Raw genomic sequence first — 17,509 nt, 5'->3', positions numbered from 1 at the left:
ACTGTATTCTAAAGCGACAGGCGCCGTGCCGTATGCAGAAGCTGTCTCTTTCAAAGGCCGTCAGCCTGACCATTCTCCTTCTCGTGTGCCTTCTGGGCGCGCAAGTGGCTGCTGCTGCCGTTGATTTGGAAGCGGGCTGGGAGTATCGCTGGGGAGATTCACCCTTTACTGATGAAGGCGTTCCGGAGTGGGTACAGGCAGATGATCCGGAGCAGTGGCAGGCCATCGATTTCCCGTCCAATCCGCCAGGTAGAAATGGGCATGAACACGTCTGGTACCGGGTTACCCTGCCAGGAGGCGAATGGCAGGAACCTGTGCTCTACATATTCAGCGTGGACCTGATCTTCCAGGTCTGGCTGAATGGCGAGAACATCTACCAGTACGGTACGTTTGACCATCAGGGCAGGGGGCACTTTGAAGGGTGGCCATGGCATGCCATTCCCCTGCCGGAAGGGTTCGAAGGCAAGCAGGTATATTTTCGCGTTTTCTCGGACTACACCGATATCGGCCTGTGGGGGGAAGTCTCCATCATGGACAGGCCCGACCTTGTCCTGTTTATCCTTGAAAACTCCCTCGACGCCCTGGTTATTGCAGGCTTCTCCGCACTGATTGCACTGTTAGCATTGATATTTGCCCTGCTCCAGGCCGAGAAGAAGAGCTTTGGCAGTATTGCGTTGTTCTCCTTTTCATCGGCCCTTCTGCTGCTTTCGGAAAGCCAGGCAAGCCAGCTGCTCTGGGAGGCTCCACTGACCTGGGATTACCTCGCGGCCGGCTCCTACTACATGTTACCTGTGGCCATGGCCTTGCTGCTGGAACAGTGGTTTACGGATCATCGCCCGTGGCTGATCAATCTGATCTGGAAGACCCACCTTGTGTACATGATGGCGGCCATCGGGTTGGCGTTGTCCGGGGTAGTGGATCTGTCCTCCACGTTCCCGACTTTTGATGCCCTGTTGCTGGCCTCTCTCTTCACTATCGCTATTGTCGTGGGTAGGCGCTTCCGCCATTTGCGGGCCGAGCAGCAGGTCATACTGGTCGCTTATGGCATATTCTGCAGTTTGCTGGTGGTGGATATGGCAGTCGCGCATGGGCTCCTTCCCTGGTGGCGGGTGCCGGTCAGTTGGGGCACGCTGGCCTTTTCACTGGCCGTGGTGCTGATTTCGTTGTGGCATTACGCCCGTACCCAGCAAGCACTGCATCAGTTAAACCTGTCGCTTGAGCAACAGGTTGCCGAACGGACTGAAAAGGCAGAGGCCCTTGCGCGTCTTGAGCAGGCCAGGGTTCGTTTACTGACCTTCGAGAATGAGAAAACCCGTATCCTCAACGATATCATTGCGGAGTTACAGGATTGCATCACCCTGAACCAGACGTTGCCGGTTCTGGCGCGACGGCTTCCGCACCTCTGCAGTCCCCTCAGGGGCAGGCTTTACCAGCGGGTTGACGCCGGCAGGGCCTATGTACTGCTTACACGGTGGGGGTACGCCGGCGAACCAGAGTCGCCTGCCCGGATTGAAACACCAGATGGCCCGCCACCCCAGAATCAGATTCCTGCCCGTTACAGCGCTGAAGCTGGCCAGACCTGGGCGGATTGGGAGGAGGATGTGGATGGCTCACTGTGCCTCTGGATCAATATCCAGTCTGCAACACAAGGGCAGGTAACGATGGCTTTGTTGTTCCTCGAGGTGCCGGAAGAGTTTACCGGAGTCACCGATTACGGCGCTGCCAGGCTTTTTCAGGCATTGAGTCAGGCACTGCAGAAAATTGGTATTACTCTGTCAGGTATTGGCTTGCGTGAAGAGCTGCACAAATATTCCTATGAAGATGCCCTTACCGGGCTGAAAAACCGTCGTTATTTTGATCAACTGTTTGAACACGAGTCCGCCGTAGCGCTTCGCAGTGATCAGCCCCTGTCGTTGCTGATTGTGGATATTGATCACTTCAAGCAGTTCAATGATACCCATGGCCACGAGGCCGGTGACGCCGCCCTGAAAGCGGTGGCGGGTATGTTGGCCAGGCATTTCCGTGACAGTGATGTCGTGTGTCGCTTTGGGGGTGAGGAATTTGTCATCATCATGGCGGGCTCCAATGCCAGCGCTGCCTATGACAAAGCTATGGAACTCGCCCGGGCGATTCGCCTGATGCCGGTAGAACACGCTGGCACTGACCTGGGGCCCGTTACGATCTCTGTAGGTGTTGCAAGCTGGCCCGAATGCAGCGAATCCCCGGATAGTCTGCTGGGGCTCGCCGATCGGGCGCTTTACCGGGCCAAAGAGGCCGGACGGGACAGGGTAGAGGTGGCCTGAAAACCAGAGCTAGTGCCAGATATTGCTGTCTATCTTCTCATGCAGTTCAGGGTAGTCCTTGGACTTGAAATGAGGCACCTCGCCCTGTTTTCGCTGCGCCAGGTAGTCTTTTGTCAGCTTAACCACTGTGCCGGAAAGCATCACAATGGCAATGAGGTTTATAGTGGCCATCAGGCCCATGGAGGCATCTGCCGCATTGAAGACCGTCACTACAGCTTCATAACCACCCCAGACCACCATTCCCAGCACTGCCGTGCGGAGCAGGGTAATGGCAAGGTTATTGTCGCCGCCGAGATGAATCAGCGCATTTTCTGCGTAGGTGTAGTTGGCCACAATGGAGGTAAACGCGAAGAACAGAATCGCAATGGCGATGAAGTAGGCCCCGAACTCGCCAATGTGGCTTTGCATGGCATCCTGGGTGAGCTGCGTTCCCGTAATGCCGGAGCCGGGTTCCATGACACCGGATAGCAGGATCATCACTGCTGTGGCGGTACAGATAATGATCGTGTCGACGAACACACCGAATCCCTGAACCAGCCCCTGGGAAGAGGGATGGTGGGGTGCAGGGGTCGCGGTTGCTGCAATATTGGGGGCAGAGCCCATACCCGCCTCATTGGAAAACAGCCCGCGTTTGATGCCGTTCAGCATGGCGGCCGTAATGGAGCCTGCCGCGCCGCCAGCGGCTTCCTCCAGCCCGAACGCACTCTTCACAATGGTGATCAGCACGCCTGGTACTTCCGTGATATTAATGGCCATGATGATCAGGGCAATCAGAACGTAGAGGCCCGCCATCAACGGCACCACCAGTTCCGCGAAGCGCACGATAGAGCGCAGGCCACCAAAAATCACCACACCGGCCAGAATGGCGATAACGATACCGACCCAGAGCTTGGGCACACCAAAGGCACCCTCCATGGCATCGGCGATGGAGTTGGCCTGCACCGCGTTAAAAACCAGCCCGAAGGACAGAATCAGGCAGACAGCGAAGATACTTCCGGCCCAGGGCGCATTGAGGCCTTTGCTGATATAAACCGCCGGGCCGCCCCGGTATTGCCCTTTACCGTCCCGTACCTTGTAGAGCTGCGCCAGGGTGCTTTCCGCATAGCCGGTAGCCATGCCGACCAGGGCAACCATCCACATCCAGAAAATGGCGCCGGCGCCACCGAGGTAGAGTGCCACCGCCACTCCGGCCAGATTTCCTGTACCCACGCGGGAGGCAAGACTGGTGCACAAGGCCTGGAATGGGGAAATACCGTGAACATCACTCTCCCGGGAGCCGCGAATGGCCCGGAGCATTTCACCGAAATTGAGAAACTGCAGAAAGCCCAGGCGAATGGTGAAAAAGACACCAACACCTAACAGGCCATAAACCAGAACATATCCCCAGAGTATGGAGTTAAGAAAATCCACGATAGCGGTCATTGTTCGTCCTTAAAACGGTTGCCTTCCCTGAACTCTTAAACGACCAGCACCGGACACTTCGCCTTGGAAGCGACGCGGTGGGACACGCTGCCAAGCAGCATGCCGTCTTTGTCACTGTGAGTGCCCCGGGTGCCTACCACAATCAGGTCCACCTCCTTCTCCTGGGCGAACTTGACGATAACACTGGAGGGGCGCCCGGCCTTGACGAAGCCCCGAACTTTTACTGCGCCCTTTTCCGTCGCCATCGCCTTGGCGTGGTTGACGATCTCTTTGGCGTAATCAGACAACACCTTGTCTGGAATCTCCATGCCCGCGGGACGCCCGATCGATAGCGATGCCTCAAACAGGCTGTGGTGTTTGTAGACACAGATCAGATAGATCTCGGCTTCCGTGAGCTTCTGTAACGCAATGGCTTTGTCCATCGCGTTAAAGGATGACTTGGAACCATCAACCGCCACCAGGATTCTTTTGAACATGCTCTTCTCCCTGAAATTGGTCTATACAGTCCTCAGCGGAATGCCAGGTCACGCAGGAACAGTGCGATTTGCGGGAAGGCAATGATCAGCCCCGCTGCTGCCACCAGCATAAAGACAAACGGTGGCGTGCCGCGAATCACTTCCCAGTAGGGGCGCTTGAATATGGCGATGGCGGTGAATATGTCACACCCGAAGGGCGGCGTTGCCGAACCTATGGCCACCTGAAGCGTAATCAGAACCCCGACCAGAACCGGGTCCAGGCCTGTGGCTTCAATCGCTGGCGCAAAGATCGGCGTCAGTACCAGGATTACCACGATCGGGTCGACAAACATGCAGGCGACGAAGAAGGCAATACAGATTGCGATCAGCACGCCGACCGGCCCGGCATCATTAACGCCCACGGCCTCCAGTATGGTTTGCGGGATCTGGGCGAAGGAGATGATCCACGAGAAGCCGTTGCCCACAGCGACCAGTATGAAAACCACGGCGGTAATCAAGCCGGTGGATTTGGCGATACGATAGATGTCCGGCAACTTCAGCGAGCGGAAGACAGCGAACTCCAGCAGGAAAGCGTAAAGCACGCATACGGCCGCAGCTTCAGTCGGGCTGAAAATGCCGCCATAGATACCGCCCACAATAATAACCGGGAAGAACAGTGGCCACAGCGCTTCACGGACAGCGACTCCGCGCTCTCTCCAGCCGGCCTTTTCCTCGGTGGGAACCTTGTTAACGTAGGCGTAGATCAGGCAATAAATGGAAAACATGACGAGAATCATGATGCCGGGCCCAATGCCTGCGATGAACAGCTCGGCAATGGAGGTCCCCGAGATAACCCCATAGATAATGAAGCCGATACTGGGAGGAATCAGAAACGCGATATCACTGGAGTTGATAATCAGCGCCAGGGAAAAGGAATCTGAATACCCGGCTTTGAGCAGTTTTGGCCGCAACGGAGAGCCAACCGCCACTACTGTGGCCTGGGTGGAACCGGAAACCGCACCGAATAGAGTGCACGACGTTGCAGTACTGATGGCGAGCCCGCCCTTAATGTGCCCGATGAATGCCATCACCATATGAATCAGGCGGTCCGCCGACTGGCCACGGGTCATGATATCCGCCGCCAGAATAAACATGGGCACAGCAATGAGTGAGGCAGGGCGGATGCCCCCCATCATTTGCTGGATGAACGTACCCATCTGGCCGAAGCCATCAAACATCATTACAAAGCCGACCACCGCACCGGCAATCAGCGGAACCATCATCGGGAAGCCCAGCAGAAGCAGCCCGATCATGATCACCATCATTATAGTCGCCATGAGTTTCTTTCCTTTGTTATATCAGCTACAGGGGTCAGACTTCCGATTCACTATCCGCGTAGCCGTCGATCACACCGGTGGAGAGGTATATATCCTTACTGGTGAAGTTTTTAATGGCCGTAAGGAGATACTGGATGCCGGTGATCGCAAAGCCCACTGGCGCCCACACGTAAATCCACCAGATCTCAAACCCCAGTGCCGGCAGAATGCGCCCACGGCTGTACATGGTTTCGACGAACCCATAAGCGTGGTAGCAGAGAAAGAACATCACCGCGGATGTAAACAGGGCAATGAAAATCATCAGTACTTTACGTCCCTTCGGGGGGATCGCATCGTATACGGCAGACATCCGGATATGGCGGCCATGGCGGGCCGCGTAGCCAATACCTGCAAAGGTAATCAGAATAATAAGAATCCGGTTGATCTCACCGGAGAAAAACAGGCCTTCACCGAAGACAAAGCGGGCAATAACGTTGACGCACGTATTGATCGCCATAAGGATCACGCCAACCGCAAGGATTATCGCTTCGGCCTTGGCAATAACTTCGTCAATGGTCCCCAGAAACCCGGGCAGGCCGGACTCATAGGTGCCGGTATCGTCTTCTAGATCCGGGGAGTTCTCGGACATGGGTTCTGCTCCAGAACAGATTGCTCCCGACCGGTAGGAGGCCCCGGCGGGGCGGGGTTAAAACAGATTCCCGCCGGGCAGGGCCGGCGGGAATGGTTCCTTCAGGCTCAGTCTTCCTGAACTTCTTTGAGATCTTCCTTGAACTGGTTCAGCAGTTCTTTGCCACGGTCGCCTGTCATGTTGATGAACTCTTTCTCAACCTGAGGAGCGCGATCACGGAAGGCCTGGATCTGCTCTTCGTCAAGACGGGTCACCGTTACTTCGTCGCTGGCTTCCTGAATCTTGCCAAGGGCTTCATCCGCCAGGCCGTCGATATGAACGAGGATTTCTTCGTAAGCGTGGTCGGCTGCCTTACGGATCAGTTCCTTGTCGTCATCGGACAAGCCGTCGAAGAAGTCCTTGTTCGCCATCATGGCGGTGGTGAACCAGCCGTGGCCGGTAAAGATCAGGTTGGGGGACACCTCGTACAGTCCGCCGGACTCAATCCAGAAGATCGGGTTTTCCTGGCCCTGGATCATGTTGGTCTGCAGGGCGCCGTACACCTCACCCCATGGCAGCGGAGTCGGAGTGGCACCGAAGGCATCGTAAGTTTCCGACAGCAGCGGGTTGGTCATAACCCGGATTTTCTTGTTGTTGAAATCTTCAGGGCTGGTGGCCGGCTCGTCCAGGGTCACAACCATTTCGCCCTCGGGGTACATCTTCAACAACTCAAGACCTTTTTCGGCATAAAGCTCAGGGAAGTCCTCGTTGATGGCTTCACTGTTGTTGAAAAAGTCGATTACGGTTTCGAAGTCGGTCGGCAGCAGGTAGGGAATGAAGAAAATCTGCGCTTCGGGAATCAGGGAGCCGGTGAAACCGGGCGACTGGTTAACAAAGTTAAGGATGCCAGCCTGGGTCTGCTCCATGATGTCGTCAGATTCGCCAAGCTCGCCAAACCGGTACACCTGAACTGTGTGGTCAGAGTTCTCTTCGATGTATTCCTTGAAGTCGTAAGCGAATACGTCCTGAACGTCACCTTCGTACTCTTCGTGTGCATAGCGCCAGTTGGCGGCGTTTACCGAGTTTGCCGCTGTCATTGCGGCAAAGGCAAACGCAGAAAAACCTGCCAGTTTCTTGAACTTGCTCAAGCTACTCATCGTGTCGTCTCCGTTTATTTTTTTCTGCAAATTATTGTTACATTAATAAAGACTGGCAAAACAATGCTGTTTTCGCAAGAAATTGAGTGAATAGATTTTCATGAATTGCCAGATTTGGCCGGAATACGGTAAATATTCGGAATAAAAGGACTAATGGCTGAAATTCGCCCTGAAATGGTGCGGTACTCAGTGGCGGACCCCGGGGGATCATGGCTGCCCGGGGCCCCGGTCCGGATTGGGATGTCAGCCTTTGGGCACCCAGGTGTTACACCAGCCGTTGGCATTCACCAGCACATCGCTGAATTCGGGGTGGCGGCACTTGCCCCAACCGTCCGACTCTTCTCCGGCCCAGAATGCGCAACCATCGCATTGCTGGCCCTCCTGGTGCTTCTCATGATCGGAATCAGCAGCATTGTTGACATAGTCCAGTGCGTGACCGTCTTCGGCCTTGGGCGTCTCTGCACGGGCTCGAGGCGAATGGGTGGCGAACCGGGCCAGAGGAATAGCAGCAACGCCCAGGGCAGCGGTACGCAGGAACACGCGACGGCTTTCATTGACTTTACTCATGGTAACCTCCTCTCTCATCTCATTGCAGTGTTCAGTCTGGTCTGTTTGATCGTTTTTTCAGCGACCTTACTAATTTGTTCGGGATGCGGGCAAGATCGGATGACTTTCAGCTGACGTGAGTCAATCCCGGGTGGCCTGGCCGGAATCCGTTCAGAGTTGTGGTAGGCTTTCCATTCTTACCCCGGATGACCACACAGAGCAGTTATGCCAGCAACGCCAACCATCGAGCCCGGCTTTCATGCCATCCACGCGAACCACCTCGAGGACCTGCGCCGGGCGGTGGTCTGGATCTGCCGGCAAAGCCCCCTGCCGCCCCTGGAAAGCGAAACCTTCCTGGTGCAGAGCAATGGTATTGCCCAATGGCTCAAGCTTGCCCTGGCTGAGGATCCGCTCGCTGCCGGCGTAGGCGGCGAAAATGGCGGCATGGGCATTGCTGCAGGGATGGACTTCCTGTTTCCCGCGCGCTTTATCTGGCAGGCCTATCGGGCAGTGCTGACTTCCGCAGGGGTGCCTGAACAGTCCCCCTTCGACAAATCCCGTCTGGTCTGGCGCCTGTTCCGTTTGCTGCCGGGGTTGATTGCCGGGAACGATGTGTTCGCGCCTTTGCAACGATTCATGGCCGGGGCAGACACCGAAACCCGTCGTTACCAACTGGCAGGAAAGATTGCTGACCTGTTCGACCAGTATCAGGTATTCCGCGCTGACTGGCTGGCGGACTGGGAAGCCGGGCATGACCGCCTGCAGATGGCGAGGGGCGAATACCGCGAGCTGGGCGAAGAGCTTCGCTGGCAGCCCGTGCTGTGGCGAAAACTGGTTGAAGATGTCGGCGAGCTTGCCGGCACCAGCCGCTCACGAATACACACCCGGTTCATGGAGGCGGGCCAGACACTTACGCCCACTGAGAGGCCTTCTGACCTGCCCAGACGTATTGTGGTTTTCGGCGTTTCGTCGCTACCGAAGCAAGCGTTGGAAGCGCTGTCGATTCTCAGTCGGGTGAGCCAGGTGGTGCTCTGCGTCCACAACCCCAGCGAATTCTATTGGGCCGACATTATCAGCGACCGTGATCTGCTCAACGCTGATCGCAAGCGGGGTCTGGCCCATCCAAAACTGGCACAGCTGACCAATCCTGACGACCTGCACCAGCATGCCAACCCCCTTCTGGCGGCGTGGGGCAAACAGGGCCGGGACTATATTCGCCTGCTGGATGAATTTGATAATCCGGAGGAATATAAAAGCCGCATAGCCACCCCTGATGGTCGGATCGACATCTTCACGCCCCACGGCAGCGCCGAACAGCCGTTGCTCCTGCACCAGATCCAGAACGACATTCGCACACTCACGTCCCAACAGGAGATGCTGGGGCAGGGGCGCACCCTTGACCCGTTCCGGGATGATTCCGTGGTGTTCCACAATGCCCACAGCCCCCAGCGGGAAGTGGAAATTCTCCACGACCAGTTACTGGCCGCGTTCAACAGCAACCCGGAACTGCGGCCGAGGGATGTGATTGTCATGGTGCCGGATGTGGATACCTACGCACCCCATATCCAGGCCGTGTTTGGTCGCTATCCATCGTCCTCCCGCCGCTACATTCCGTTTACCATTTCCGACCAGGGCCAGCGTCACCGTCAGCCGGTGCTGATTGCGCTCGATACCCTGATGGCGCTACCTGAAAGCCGCTTTGGTGTCAGCGAGATCATCAGCTTGCTGGAAGTGCCGGCGGTCAGGAGCCGGTTCGGCATTGCCGAAGGCGACCTGCCACTGGTGCGTCAGTGGGTGGAGGGCGCCAATATTCGCTGGGGGCTACACAGTGACCATCGCAGTAGCCTTGACCTGCCCAAGGGGCTTGAGCGCAACACCTGGCAGGCGGGCCTGCGACGGATGTTGCTGGGATACGGCACCGGTCGCGACGACCCCTGGCAGGGCATTGAGCCCTACGAGGAGATTGGCGGCCTGCAGGCCGCCGTGGCAGGCAGTCTGTGCCGGTTTATCGACCGCCTGGAAGAGCTCTGGCACGAATTGAGAGCTACCGCGACCCCCTCAGGCTGGCTGGATCGGTTGCAGTCAATACTGGAACGCTTCTTCGATGATCTGTCCGACGATGAGCTGCTGCTGGTCAACCGCCTGCGCCGGCAGGCGGAACAGTGGCTTCAGGACTGCGACAGTGCCGGTATGGAGCAGGTGGAGCTGCCCCTCAATATTGTTCGGGAAATCCTGCTGGAAGGTCTGGAAGAAGGCGGCCTCAACCAGCGTTTCCTGGCGGGCAAGGTCAATTTCGCCACCCTGATGCCGATGCGGGCCATTCCCTTCCGGCGCGTCTGCCTGCTGGGGATGAATGACGGCGACTACCCACGCTCCCGTCCACCGGTGGATTTTGATCTGATGGCGCTGGATTACCGCCCCGGGGACCGCTCCCGCCGGGAAGACGACCGCTATCTGTTTCTGGAGGCTCTGCTTTCCGCCAGAGAGCAGCTTTACATCAGTTGGGTGGGGCGCAGCATCCGTGACGACTCGGAACGGCCGCCATCGGTTCTGGTGAGCCAGCTGCGGGATCACCTGGATGCGGTTTGGCAGGTGCAGACTTCAGACAAGCCGGCTTCCGCAGCCCTCACTATTGAACACCCGCTGCAGCCATTCAGTCGCGAGTACTTTCCGGTGGAAAACCGAGGCACGGGTGCGGAACATTCGGCGGATGTGAGCGAAGTACTTTCGGCCCGTCGGCTGTTCACCTACGACAGCGAATGGCTCAGTGCCCACCAGTCCCGGGCTGACCAGTCAGAGCAAACCGAACTGCCTTACCTGTCCCCGGCAGACCCGCTGACCCTGGCCGAACTTGGTGCCTTCCTTAAAAGGCCGGTGGAAGTCTTCTACCAGCGCCGGCTGCAGGTACGATTTACCGATGTTGAGGGCCTGGACACCGACAATGAAGCCTTCGCAATGGATGGGCTTCAGCATTGGCGACTGGAAGACGAGCTGATCCGTCAGGCGGTGATGAAAGCCGATAATGAGGACGAATTGCAGCAACGTATCGAGTCGTCCCTGGCCAGCATGGTTCGCCGGGGGGAACTGGGCATGGGGCTGACGGAGTACGCCCTGACCCGGCAACTGGAAAGCCGTATGCCGGATTTGCACAAACGTTATCAGGAGGCGCTGGCCCTTTGGCCAGAAGCCATTGAAGAGGTGATCGGGTTCGAATACCACCACCAGCGCGGCGAAGATACCCTGGCCATCAGTGACCGCCTTGGCGATCTGCGGACCCGACCGGATGGCGAGCTCTGCCGGGTGGTGATCGCCAGCAGTAACCTGCTGGAAGGCGCAGGAAACTATCGTCAACTGCGATTCCCGGCGTTACTGGATCACTGGATTACGCACCTGGCGGGTAACCTGCGCTTTGAGGCTTTCCACACCCTCATTATCGCGAAGGAAGAGCAGCGGGTCGTTAACCTGTTGCCCCTGGAGGAAGCCACCGCCGGTGATTATCTGGCGAGCGTTCTGGAATACTGGATGCAGGGCCAGACACGGCCGCTGCCGGTTGAGGCCGGGGCAGCGTTCGCCTACCTGCGGGGGCTCTACCCCGCGAGGGGAGATGGCAACGAAGACAAGGCACTCCAGAAAGCCGAGGAAGCCTATAACAAAGCCCTGGCCCGGGACAGCGGTTATCTGCACAGGGCTTACCCCGAGTTCGGGCAGTTGCCTGCCGCTGGGCGATTCCCGCAACTGGTGGCCGCCTTGTACGAACCTCTCTGGCATGCAGAGCAGGCAGGCCGGGCGAGAACCGGCGGCGCTAAAAGGGAGAAAACCGGATGACCGGGAGCGTTCGCACACTCAACCCTTTGACTCTGCCCCTGCGTGGCAGCCAGCTGATAGAAGCCAGCGCCGGTACCGGCAAAACCTTTACCCTGGCGCTGCTCTATGTGCGGCTGGTACTCGGGCATCGCACGGCTGACGAGCCTCTGGGGGAGGGCATCATGCCGCCGAACCTGCTGGTGGTCACCTTTACCGAAGCTGCCACCAAGGAACTCCGGGACCGTATCCGTGCCCGCCTGACTGAAGCCGCTGCGCTCTTCGCGGTAGATCCGGAGACCGTTGATGCCAACGCCATGGCAAAAGACCCGCTGGTCAACCTTCGCAACGCCTGTCCAAAGGCGGACTGGCCGGCCTGCCGCCGCAAGCTGCTACTGGCAGCGGAGTGGATGGACGAAGCTGCCGTCTCCACCATCCATGGCTGGTGTAACCGCATGCTCAGTGAGCACGCCTTCGACAGCGGCAGCCTGTTCCGTCAGACCCTGGAAACCAGCCAGACGGATTTGCTGGACAACGTGGTGCGGGATTACTGGCGCACCTTCGTGTACCCCTTGCCACCGGAGCTGATGGGCGAGGTGCTGGATACCTGGAAAACGCCGGAGAGCTTGCGCCAGTCCGTTCGAAACCTGTTGCCACACGTGGCCGCCCTGCCTGTGCCGGAGCGTGATCCGGTGGCGGCCGCGGAAGCCGCCAGAACCCGGCGCGAGGAGAGGCTGCGGGAACTGAAAGCGCCCTGGCCCGCGTGGTGTGATGAGCTGGATGAGTTACTGGCGGAAACCGCAAAGCGCAAACCTAAGCCATTGCACGGCGGCACTAAAAATTCCATCCAGAAGGCCGTGGACTGCCTGCGGGAATGGGCCACCACCGATGCTGCCGAACCCCATGATTTCCTGTCCAGAAGTCGTCCCAAGGGCTTTGACACCCTGGAAGCCGACGCCTTCGCGGAAAAATGGACCGGCGATGACGATCCGCCCCACCATCCTGCCATGGACGCCATTGCCGGGCTTAAACCGGCCCTGAAAGCCATGCCGGTGGCAAAGCCGGACATCCTCAACCATGCCGCCTGCTGGATTGCCCGGCGCCTGGACAGTGAAAAACAGCGCCTTGCCAGTATGGGCTTTGATGATCTGCTCACACGGCTGGATGAGGCTCTGGGTAGCGCCCAGGGCGAGCGGCTGGCCGAGACCATTCGCCGCCAGTTCCCGGTAGCGATGATTGATGAATTCCAGGACACTGACCCGGTCCAGTACCGGATTTTTGACCGTGTGTACCGGGTGGCAAGTAATGACCAGGACTCCAGCCTGCTGATGATCGGCGACCCCAAGCAGGCCATTTATGGGTTTCGCGGTGCGGACATCTACACCTATCTGGACGCCCGCCGTGCCGTCAGCAGCCGCACCTACACCCTGGGCACCAATTTCCGCTCCGCTGTGGCCATGGTGGGTGGTGTAAACCGTGTGTTTAAGCAGGCTGACCAGTCGTTGCCGGAGGGGGCCTTTATGTTCCGGTCCGGCGGAGACAACCCGCTACCATTCACCCCGGTGAACGCCAGAGGGACCGACCAGCAGTGGTGCGTGCGCGGAGAGCCACAGGCGCCACTAACCTTCTGGACCCTTGCGGATGACCGGCATATCGCCAAAGAAGCGGGCAGGGAAGCCATGGCGGATGTCTGCTCAGCGGAAATTGCCCGGCTGCTCAACCTGGGGCAGGCCGGTGAGGCCGGCTTCGCGGCGGAGGGCCAGCCCATCGACCCACTGCGACCGGAACACATTGCCATACTGGTGAACAAGCGCGACGAGGCGGATGCTGTCCGGCAGGCGTTAAGCGCCCGGGGGATTCGCAGCGTATACCTGTCAGACCGTAATTCCGTGCTTCAATCTGCACAGGCGTTGGAGTTACTGCAGTGGCTACAGGCCTGCGCCGAGCCTGGTCAGTTGTCATTGATTCGCGCTGCCCTGGCCACCCCCACCATGGGCCTGGCCTACCAGGATCTCGACCGTCTGCTCAGCGACGAGAATGCGCTGGACCGGGAGATCAACCGTTTCCAGGGTTACCGTGAGCTCTGGCAACAGCAGGGCGTGTTGCCGATGCTGCGGCGCCTGCTGATGGACTACGAAGTGCCTGCAAAACTGTTGGCGGGCCCGGACGGCGAACGCGGGTTGACCGATATCCTGCACATTGCCGAGTTGCTGCAGCAGGACAGCCAGCAACTCGACGGTGAGCATGCCCTGATCCACCACTACACCGAGATGCTGCGGGAGTCCGACGACGAGGACGAACACCGCACCATGCGCCTGGAAAGTGACGCCGGGCTGGTAAAGGTGGTTACCGTGCACAAATCGAAAGGCCTGGAATACCCGCTGGTGTTCCTGCCGTTCGCCACCGAATTCCGGGAGGAAAAGCCGAATCAGGCTTTCATCAAGTTTCATGACGCCGAGGGCAAACTGCGGATATCCCTGGAACCGGATGACGACACCCTGGCCCGGGCCGACCGTGAACGACTGGGTGAGGACATCCGCAAATTCTACGTTGCGCTTACTCGCTCTCGCCATGCCACCTGGGTCGGTGCCGCCGGCATCAAGGGCTGGCGTCGGAGTGGGCTGGGTCATCTGGTAGGTCAGACGGCCAGTGACGAGGATACGGACCTGATGCCTTTCCTTCAGGCCATGGCTTCCGGCGAGCCCGCAATCGAGGTGGCCTCAGTGCCGGAACCGGGAGACGATGTTTACGCAGGCGAAGCGGAGCCTGCGCTTGGCAGTGCCCTGGAGCCGACACGGGAAGCGCGGGAAAACTGGTGGATTGCCAGCTATTCCGCCATTACCTATGGTGCCCGCAGTGGTTTCGGTGACGACTTCGCGCCGGCCAGTGAAGACGCGGAGCAGGAGAACCTCCGTGAGGAAGATGAGGCTGCGGGCACCGAAGCGGCCTCCGAAGCGAGTGCGCAGGGACCACTTCCCTTTAACCAGCACAGTTTCCCCAGAGGCGCCGGCCCCGGGACTTTCCTTCACGATATTCTGGAGTGGTGCGCCGAGCGGGGATTCCGCAAGGTGGCCGAGGACCCCGCTGAACTCCACGAGTTGCTGGAACGTCGCTGCAAACTGCGCAACTGGAGCGACTGGGCGGATACCCTGAAAGCCTGGATGCACACGCTGATTACCAGGGACATTCCGCTTCCGGACGGGAGAGGCGTCTGCTCGCTCGCGGGTCTGGACACCTACCGTCCCGAACTGGAATTCTGGTTTGAAAGTCATCAGGTGAACACCCGTACCATGGACAAGCTGGTTCGCCAGCACACCCTGAATGGCGAGAACCGGCCGGAAGCTCTGGAAACCACCTTCAACGGCATGCTCAAAGGCTTTATCGACCTGGTATTCGAGCACGATGGCCGCTATTACGTGCTGGATTACAAATCAAATTATCTGGGCGAGGATGATCAGGCCTATGTAACGGATGCCATGAAAGCAAAAATCCTAGACCACCGATACGACCTGCAATACGTCATCTACCTGTTGGCTTTGCACCGGCTGCTGAAGTCCCGTCTGCCGGACTATGACTACGATACCCACGTCGGTGGTGCGGTTTACCTGTTCCTGCGGGGGTGTGATGCGCCCGGTGCCGGCGCCTTTACCGAACGGCCCGGTCGGGCCCTGATCGAAGAGCTGGACCAGCTGTTCAGTGGCCAGCGGGAGACGGCGGCATGACCGGAGAGAGCGGATACATTCAAGACCTGTTCGACGCTGTTCCGCCAGAGCCGGCCGCCATACCCGAAAACGCCACTGAGGCATTGGCGCTGCTCGATGACTGGGTAGAGCGCGACTGGATCCGCGCCCTGGATCACGCCTTTGCGGGCTTTGTCTGCAACATTGTTGGAGAGCAGGGTGAGCAACCGTCGGCCATGCTGGCGTTGCTGGCGGCGATGGTCTCTCACCAGGTCGGACGTGGGCACGTGTGCCTGGATATAAAACACCTCTGCCAGGCTACCGAGCCCACCCTGGTGCTGCCGCCGGAAGGAGTCGGGTCGCTCCCGGAAGGCAGCCTGCGGCCGGCGGATTTGTTCCGCGGCATCACCCCGGACGAATTGCTGGCCAGGCTCAACAACAGCTGCGCGGTCGGTGACGGTGAGCAGTCGACGCCCCTGGTACTGGATGGCCCGCGACTGTACCTGCGCCGGTTCTGGCGTTACGAGCAGGCTATTGCTGCGGGCATCCGGGATCGCCTTGGGCATCGTGCCGCATTGACGGACGAAGCTCTGCTGGCCCGGGCGCTGGATGCTCTGTTTGGCAACAGCCGGGAACCGGACTATCAGAAGCTGGCCTGTGCCCTGGCTGCCCGTAACCGGTTCAGTGTGATCACCGGCGGCCCCGGCACCGGCAAGACCACCACGGTGGTGAACCTGCTGGCAGCCCTTCAGTCGGTGGCCTGTGAAGCGGCTGAGGGCAACAGTGGCAGCCCGTATCTTCGTATTCGTCTGTCTGCTCCCACCGGCAAAGCCGCCGCAAGGCTGAGCGAGTCCATTGGCGGTGCGGTTGACCGTCTGCCTCTGGACGACCTGCCGGGGCGGCCCCACAAATCCGCAATCCCCACCCAGGTCACCACCTTGCACCGATTGTTGGGGAGCCGGCCGGGTTCGCGAAGTTTCCGCCATAATGAAGATAATCCTCTGCCAGTGGATATCCTGGTGATCGATGAAGCCTCCATGGTGGATGTGGACCTGATGGCCTCGGTGTTCGCGGCGTTGCCGGCAAAAGCACGGTTGATCATGCTTGGGGACAAGGACCAGCTGGCGTCTGTGGACGCCGGTGCGGTATTGGGGGAACTCTGCCAGCGCGCCGAAGGCGCTCATTATTGGCCCGAGACCGCACGATGGCTGGAGTCGGTGACCGGCTGCCAGTTACCACCGGAACTGACCGATGCTGAGGGTGTGCCTCTGGACCAGGCGGTTGCCATGCTGCGCAAGAGCTATCGCTTTGACCAGCGCAGCGGCATCGGTGTGCTGGCCGCGGCCACTAATGCAGGCAAGCTGGACAGGCATTTGATCGGTCAGTGCCAGGGGCAGGCATTCGAAGACGTGGCTTGGCTGGCTTTACTCTCGGACCACGCCCTCACCGGCAGCCCGGAACTTTTCTATAATCGCGGTCACGGGCGCCTGATCAACGAAACTCCCGTTGAGCCACCGGTGGGCTATGGCCACTACCTGCGAATCATCCGGGATCATAGGCCCTCCGCCGGCGGTGAGGTTGACGCCCGCGAACAGTGGGATGCATGGGCAACCAACGTGCTGACCGCATTCAACGACTTCAAGGTTCTGTGCGCCCTGCGCCAGGGCCCGTTCGGTGTGGAAGGGCTTAACCGTGAAATCGCCGAACGGTTGCGTGGCACCGGCCTTATCGAGCGAACCGAGGGCTGGTACGCGGGCCGTCCGGTACTGATCACCGGAAACGACTATAATCTGGGCCTGATGAACGGCGATATCGGTGTCACCCTCAGCGTGCCATGGGATAGTAACGAAATCGGGGAGCCGGTGGATACGCTCCGGGTGGCGTTCCCATCCAGTGATGGCAGCGGCAGCATTCGCTGGATATCCCCCAGCCGACTGCAGTCGCTGGAAACGGTCTACGCCATGACGGTGCACAAATCCCAGGGCTCGGAATTCACCCACGCCTGCCTGGTGATCCCGGACCGCATGACCCCGGTACTGACCCGGGAACTGGTGTATACCGGCATCACCCGGGCCCGACACTGGCTGAGCCTGGTGGTGAGCCAGGACGGTGTACTGAAAGAAGCCGTGGGCCGCGGAGTGATCAGGGCCTCAGGGCTGGCCAGGTTGTTGTTGACTCGCTGACCATGATTAATCCCCAGC

Annotated in this window: 10 protein-coding genes; 4 read left to right on the top strand and 6 right to left on the bottom strand. The window is 59.0% G+C overall.

Going from position 1 to position 17,509, the window contains the following annotated elements; genetic code table 11:
- Positions 1–32 precede the first annotated feature (32 nt).
- Positions 33–2,303 (top strand): diguanylate cyclase, encoded by a 2,271-nt coding sequence (locus tag FO268_RS19745; protein WP_150994981.1) that lies wholly within the window; start codon positions 33–35, stop codon positions 2,301–2,303.
- Between the two features lie 9 nt (positions 2,304–2,312).
- Here FO268_RS19745 and FO268_RS19740 read toward each other — a convergent pair whose 3' ends face one another.
- From FO268_RS19740 to FO268_RS19715, 6 genes are all read right to left on the bottom strand, one after another.
- A complete protein-coding gene (locus FO268_RS19740; protein ID WP_150994980.1) occupies positions 2,313–3,725 on the bottom strand; it encodes an alanine/glycine:cation symporter family protein in 1,413 nt (470 codons plus the stop codon).
- A gap of 35 nt (positions 3,726–3,760) precedes the next feature.
- Positions 3,761–4,201, bottom strand: a complete 441-nt coding sequence (locus FO268_RS19735; RefSeq protein WP_150994979.1) for a universal stress protein — start codon at positions 4,199–4,201, stop codon at positions 3,761–3,763.
- A 32-nt stretch (positions 4,202–4,233) separates the two neighbouring features.
- The gene (locus FO268_RS19730; RefSeq protein ID WP_150994978.1) at positions 4,234–5,517 is read right to left on the bottom strand and encodes a TRAP transporter large permease; all 1,284 of its coding nucleotides are present in this window, start codon (positions 5,515–5,517) and stop codon (positions 4,234–4,236) included.
- Between the two features lie 34 nt (positions 5,518–5,551).
- Complete coding sequence (locus tag FO268_RS19725) at positions 5,552–6,145, bottom strand: TRAP transporter small permease (protein WP_150994977.1); 594 nt, start codon at positions 6,143–6,145, stop codon at positions 5,552–5,554.
- 107 nt (positions 6,146–6,252) lie between these two features.
- Positions 6,253–7,281 carry a TRAP transporter substrate-binding protein gene (locus tag FO268_RS19720; RefSeq protein WP_150994976.1) on the bottom strand — a complete coding sequence of 343 codons (1,029 nt, stop codon included), beginning with the start codon at positions 7,279–7,281 and terminating at the stop codon, positions 6,253–6,255.
- A gap of 243 nt (positions 7,282–7,524) precedes the next feature.
- On the bottom strand, positions 7,525–7,848 hold the full coding sequence (locus tag FO268_RS19715; RefSeq protein ID WP_150994975.1) for a high-potential iron-sulfur protein: 324 nt from the start codon (positions 7,846–7,848) through the stop codon (positions 7,525–7,527).
- Between the two features lie 204 nt (positions 7,849–8,052).
- Between FO268_RS19715 and recC the strand changes: the two genes are divergently transcribed.
- From recC to recD, 3 genes are read left to right on the top strand one after another with little or no spacing between them, the layout of a single operon-like run.
- Complete coding sequence (recC, locus tag FO268_RS19710; protein WP_150994974.1) at positions 8,053–11,652, top strand: exodeoxyribonuclease V subunit gamma; 3,600 nt, start codon at positions 8,053–8,055, stop codon at positions 11,650–11,652.
- Positions 11,649–15,350, top strand: coding sequence for an exodeoxyribonuclease V subunit beta (gene recB, locus FO268_RS19705; protein ID WP_150994973.1), 3,702 nt, complete (start codon positions 11,649–11,651; stop codon positions 15,348–15,350). The genes recC and recB overlap by 4 nt, the downstream gene beginning before the upstream one ends.
- A complete protein-coding gene (gene recD / locus FO268_RS19700) occupies positions 15,347–17,491 on the top strand; it encodes an exodeoxyribonuclease V subunit alpha (RefSeq protein ID WP_150994972.1) in 2,145 nt (714 codons plus the stop codon). Before recB ends, recD begins: the two co-directional genes overlap by 4 nt.
- Positions 17,492–17,509: the final 18 nt, after the last annotated feature.

It is taken from the genome of Marinobacter denitrificans (genome assembly GCF_008795955.1).
Taxonomy (GTDB): Bacteria; Pseudomonadota; Gammaproteobacteria; order Pseudomonadales; family Oleiphilaceae; genus Marinobacter; species Marinobacter denitrificans.
This window is presented reverse-complemented; position numbering and strand designations above follow the sequence as displayed.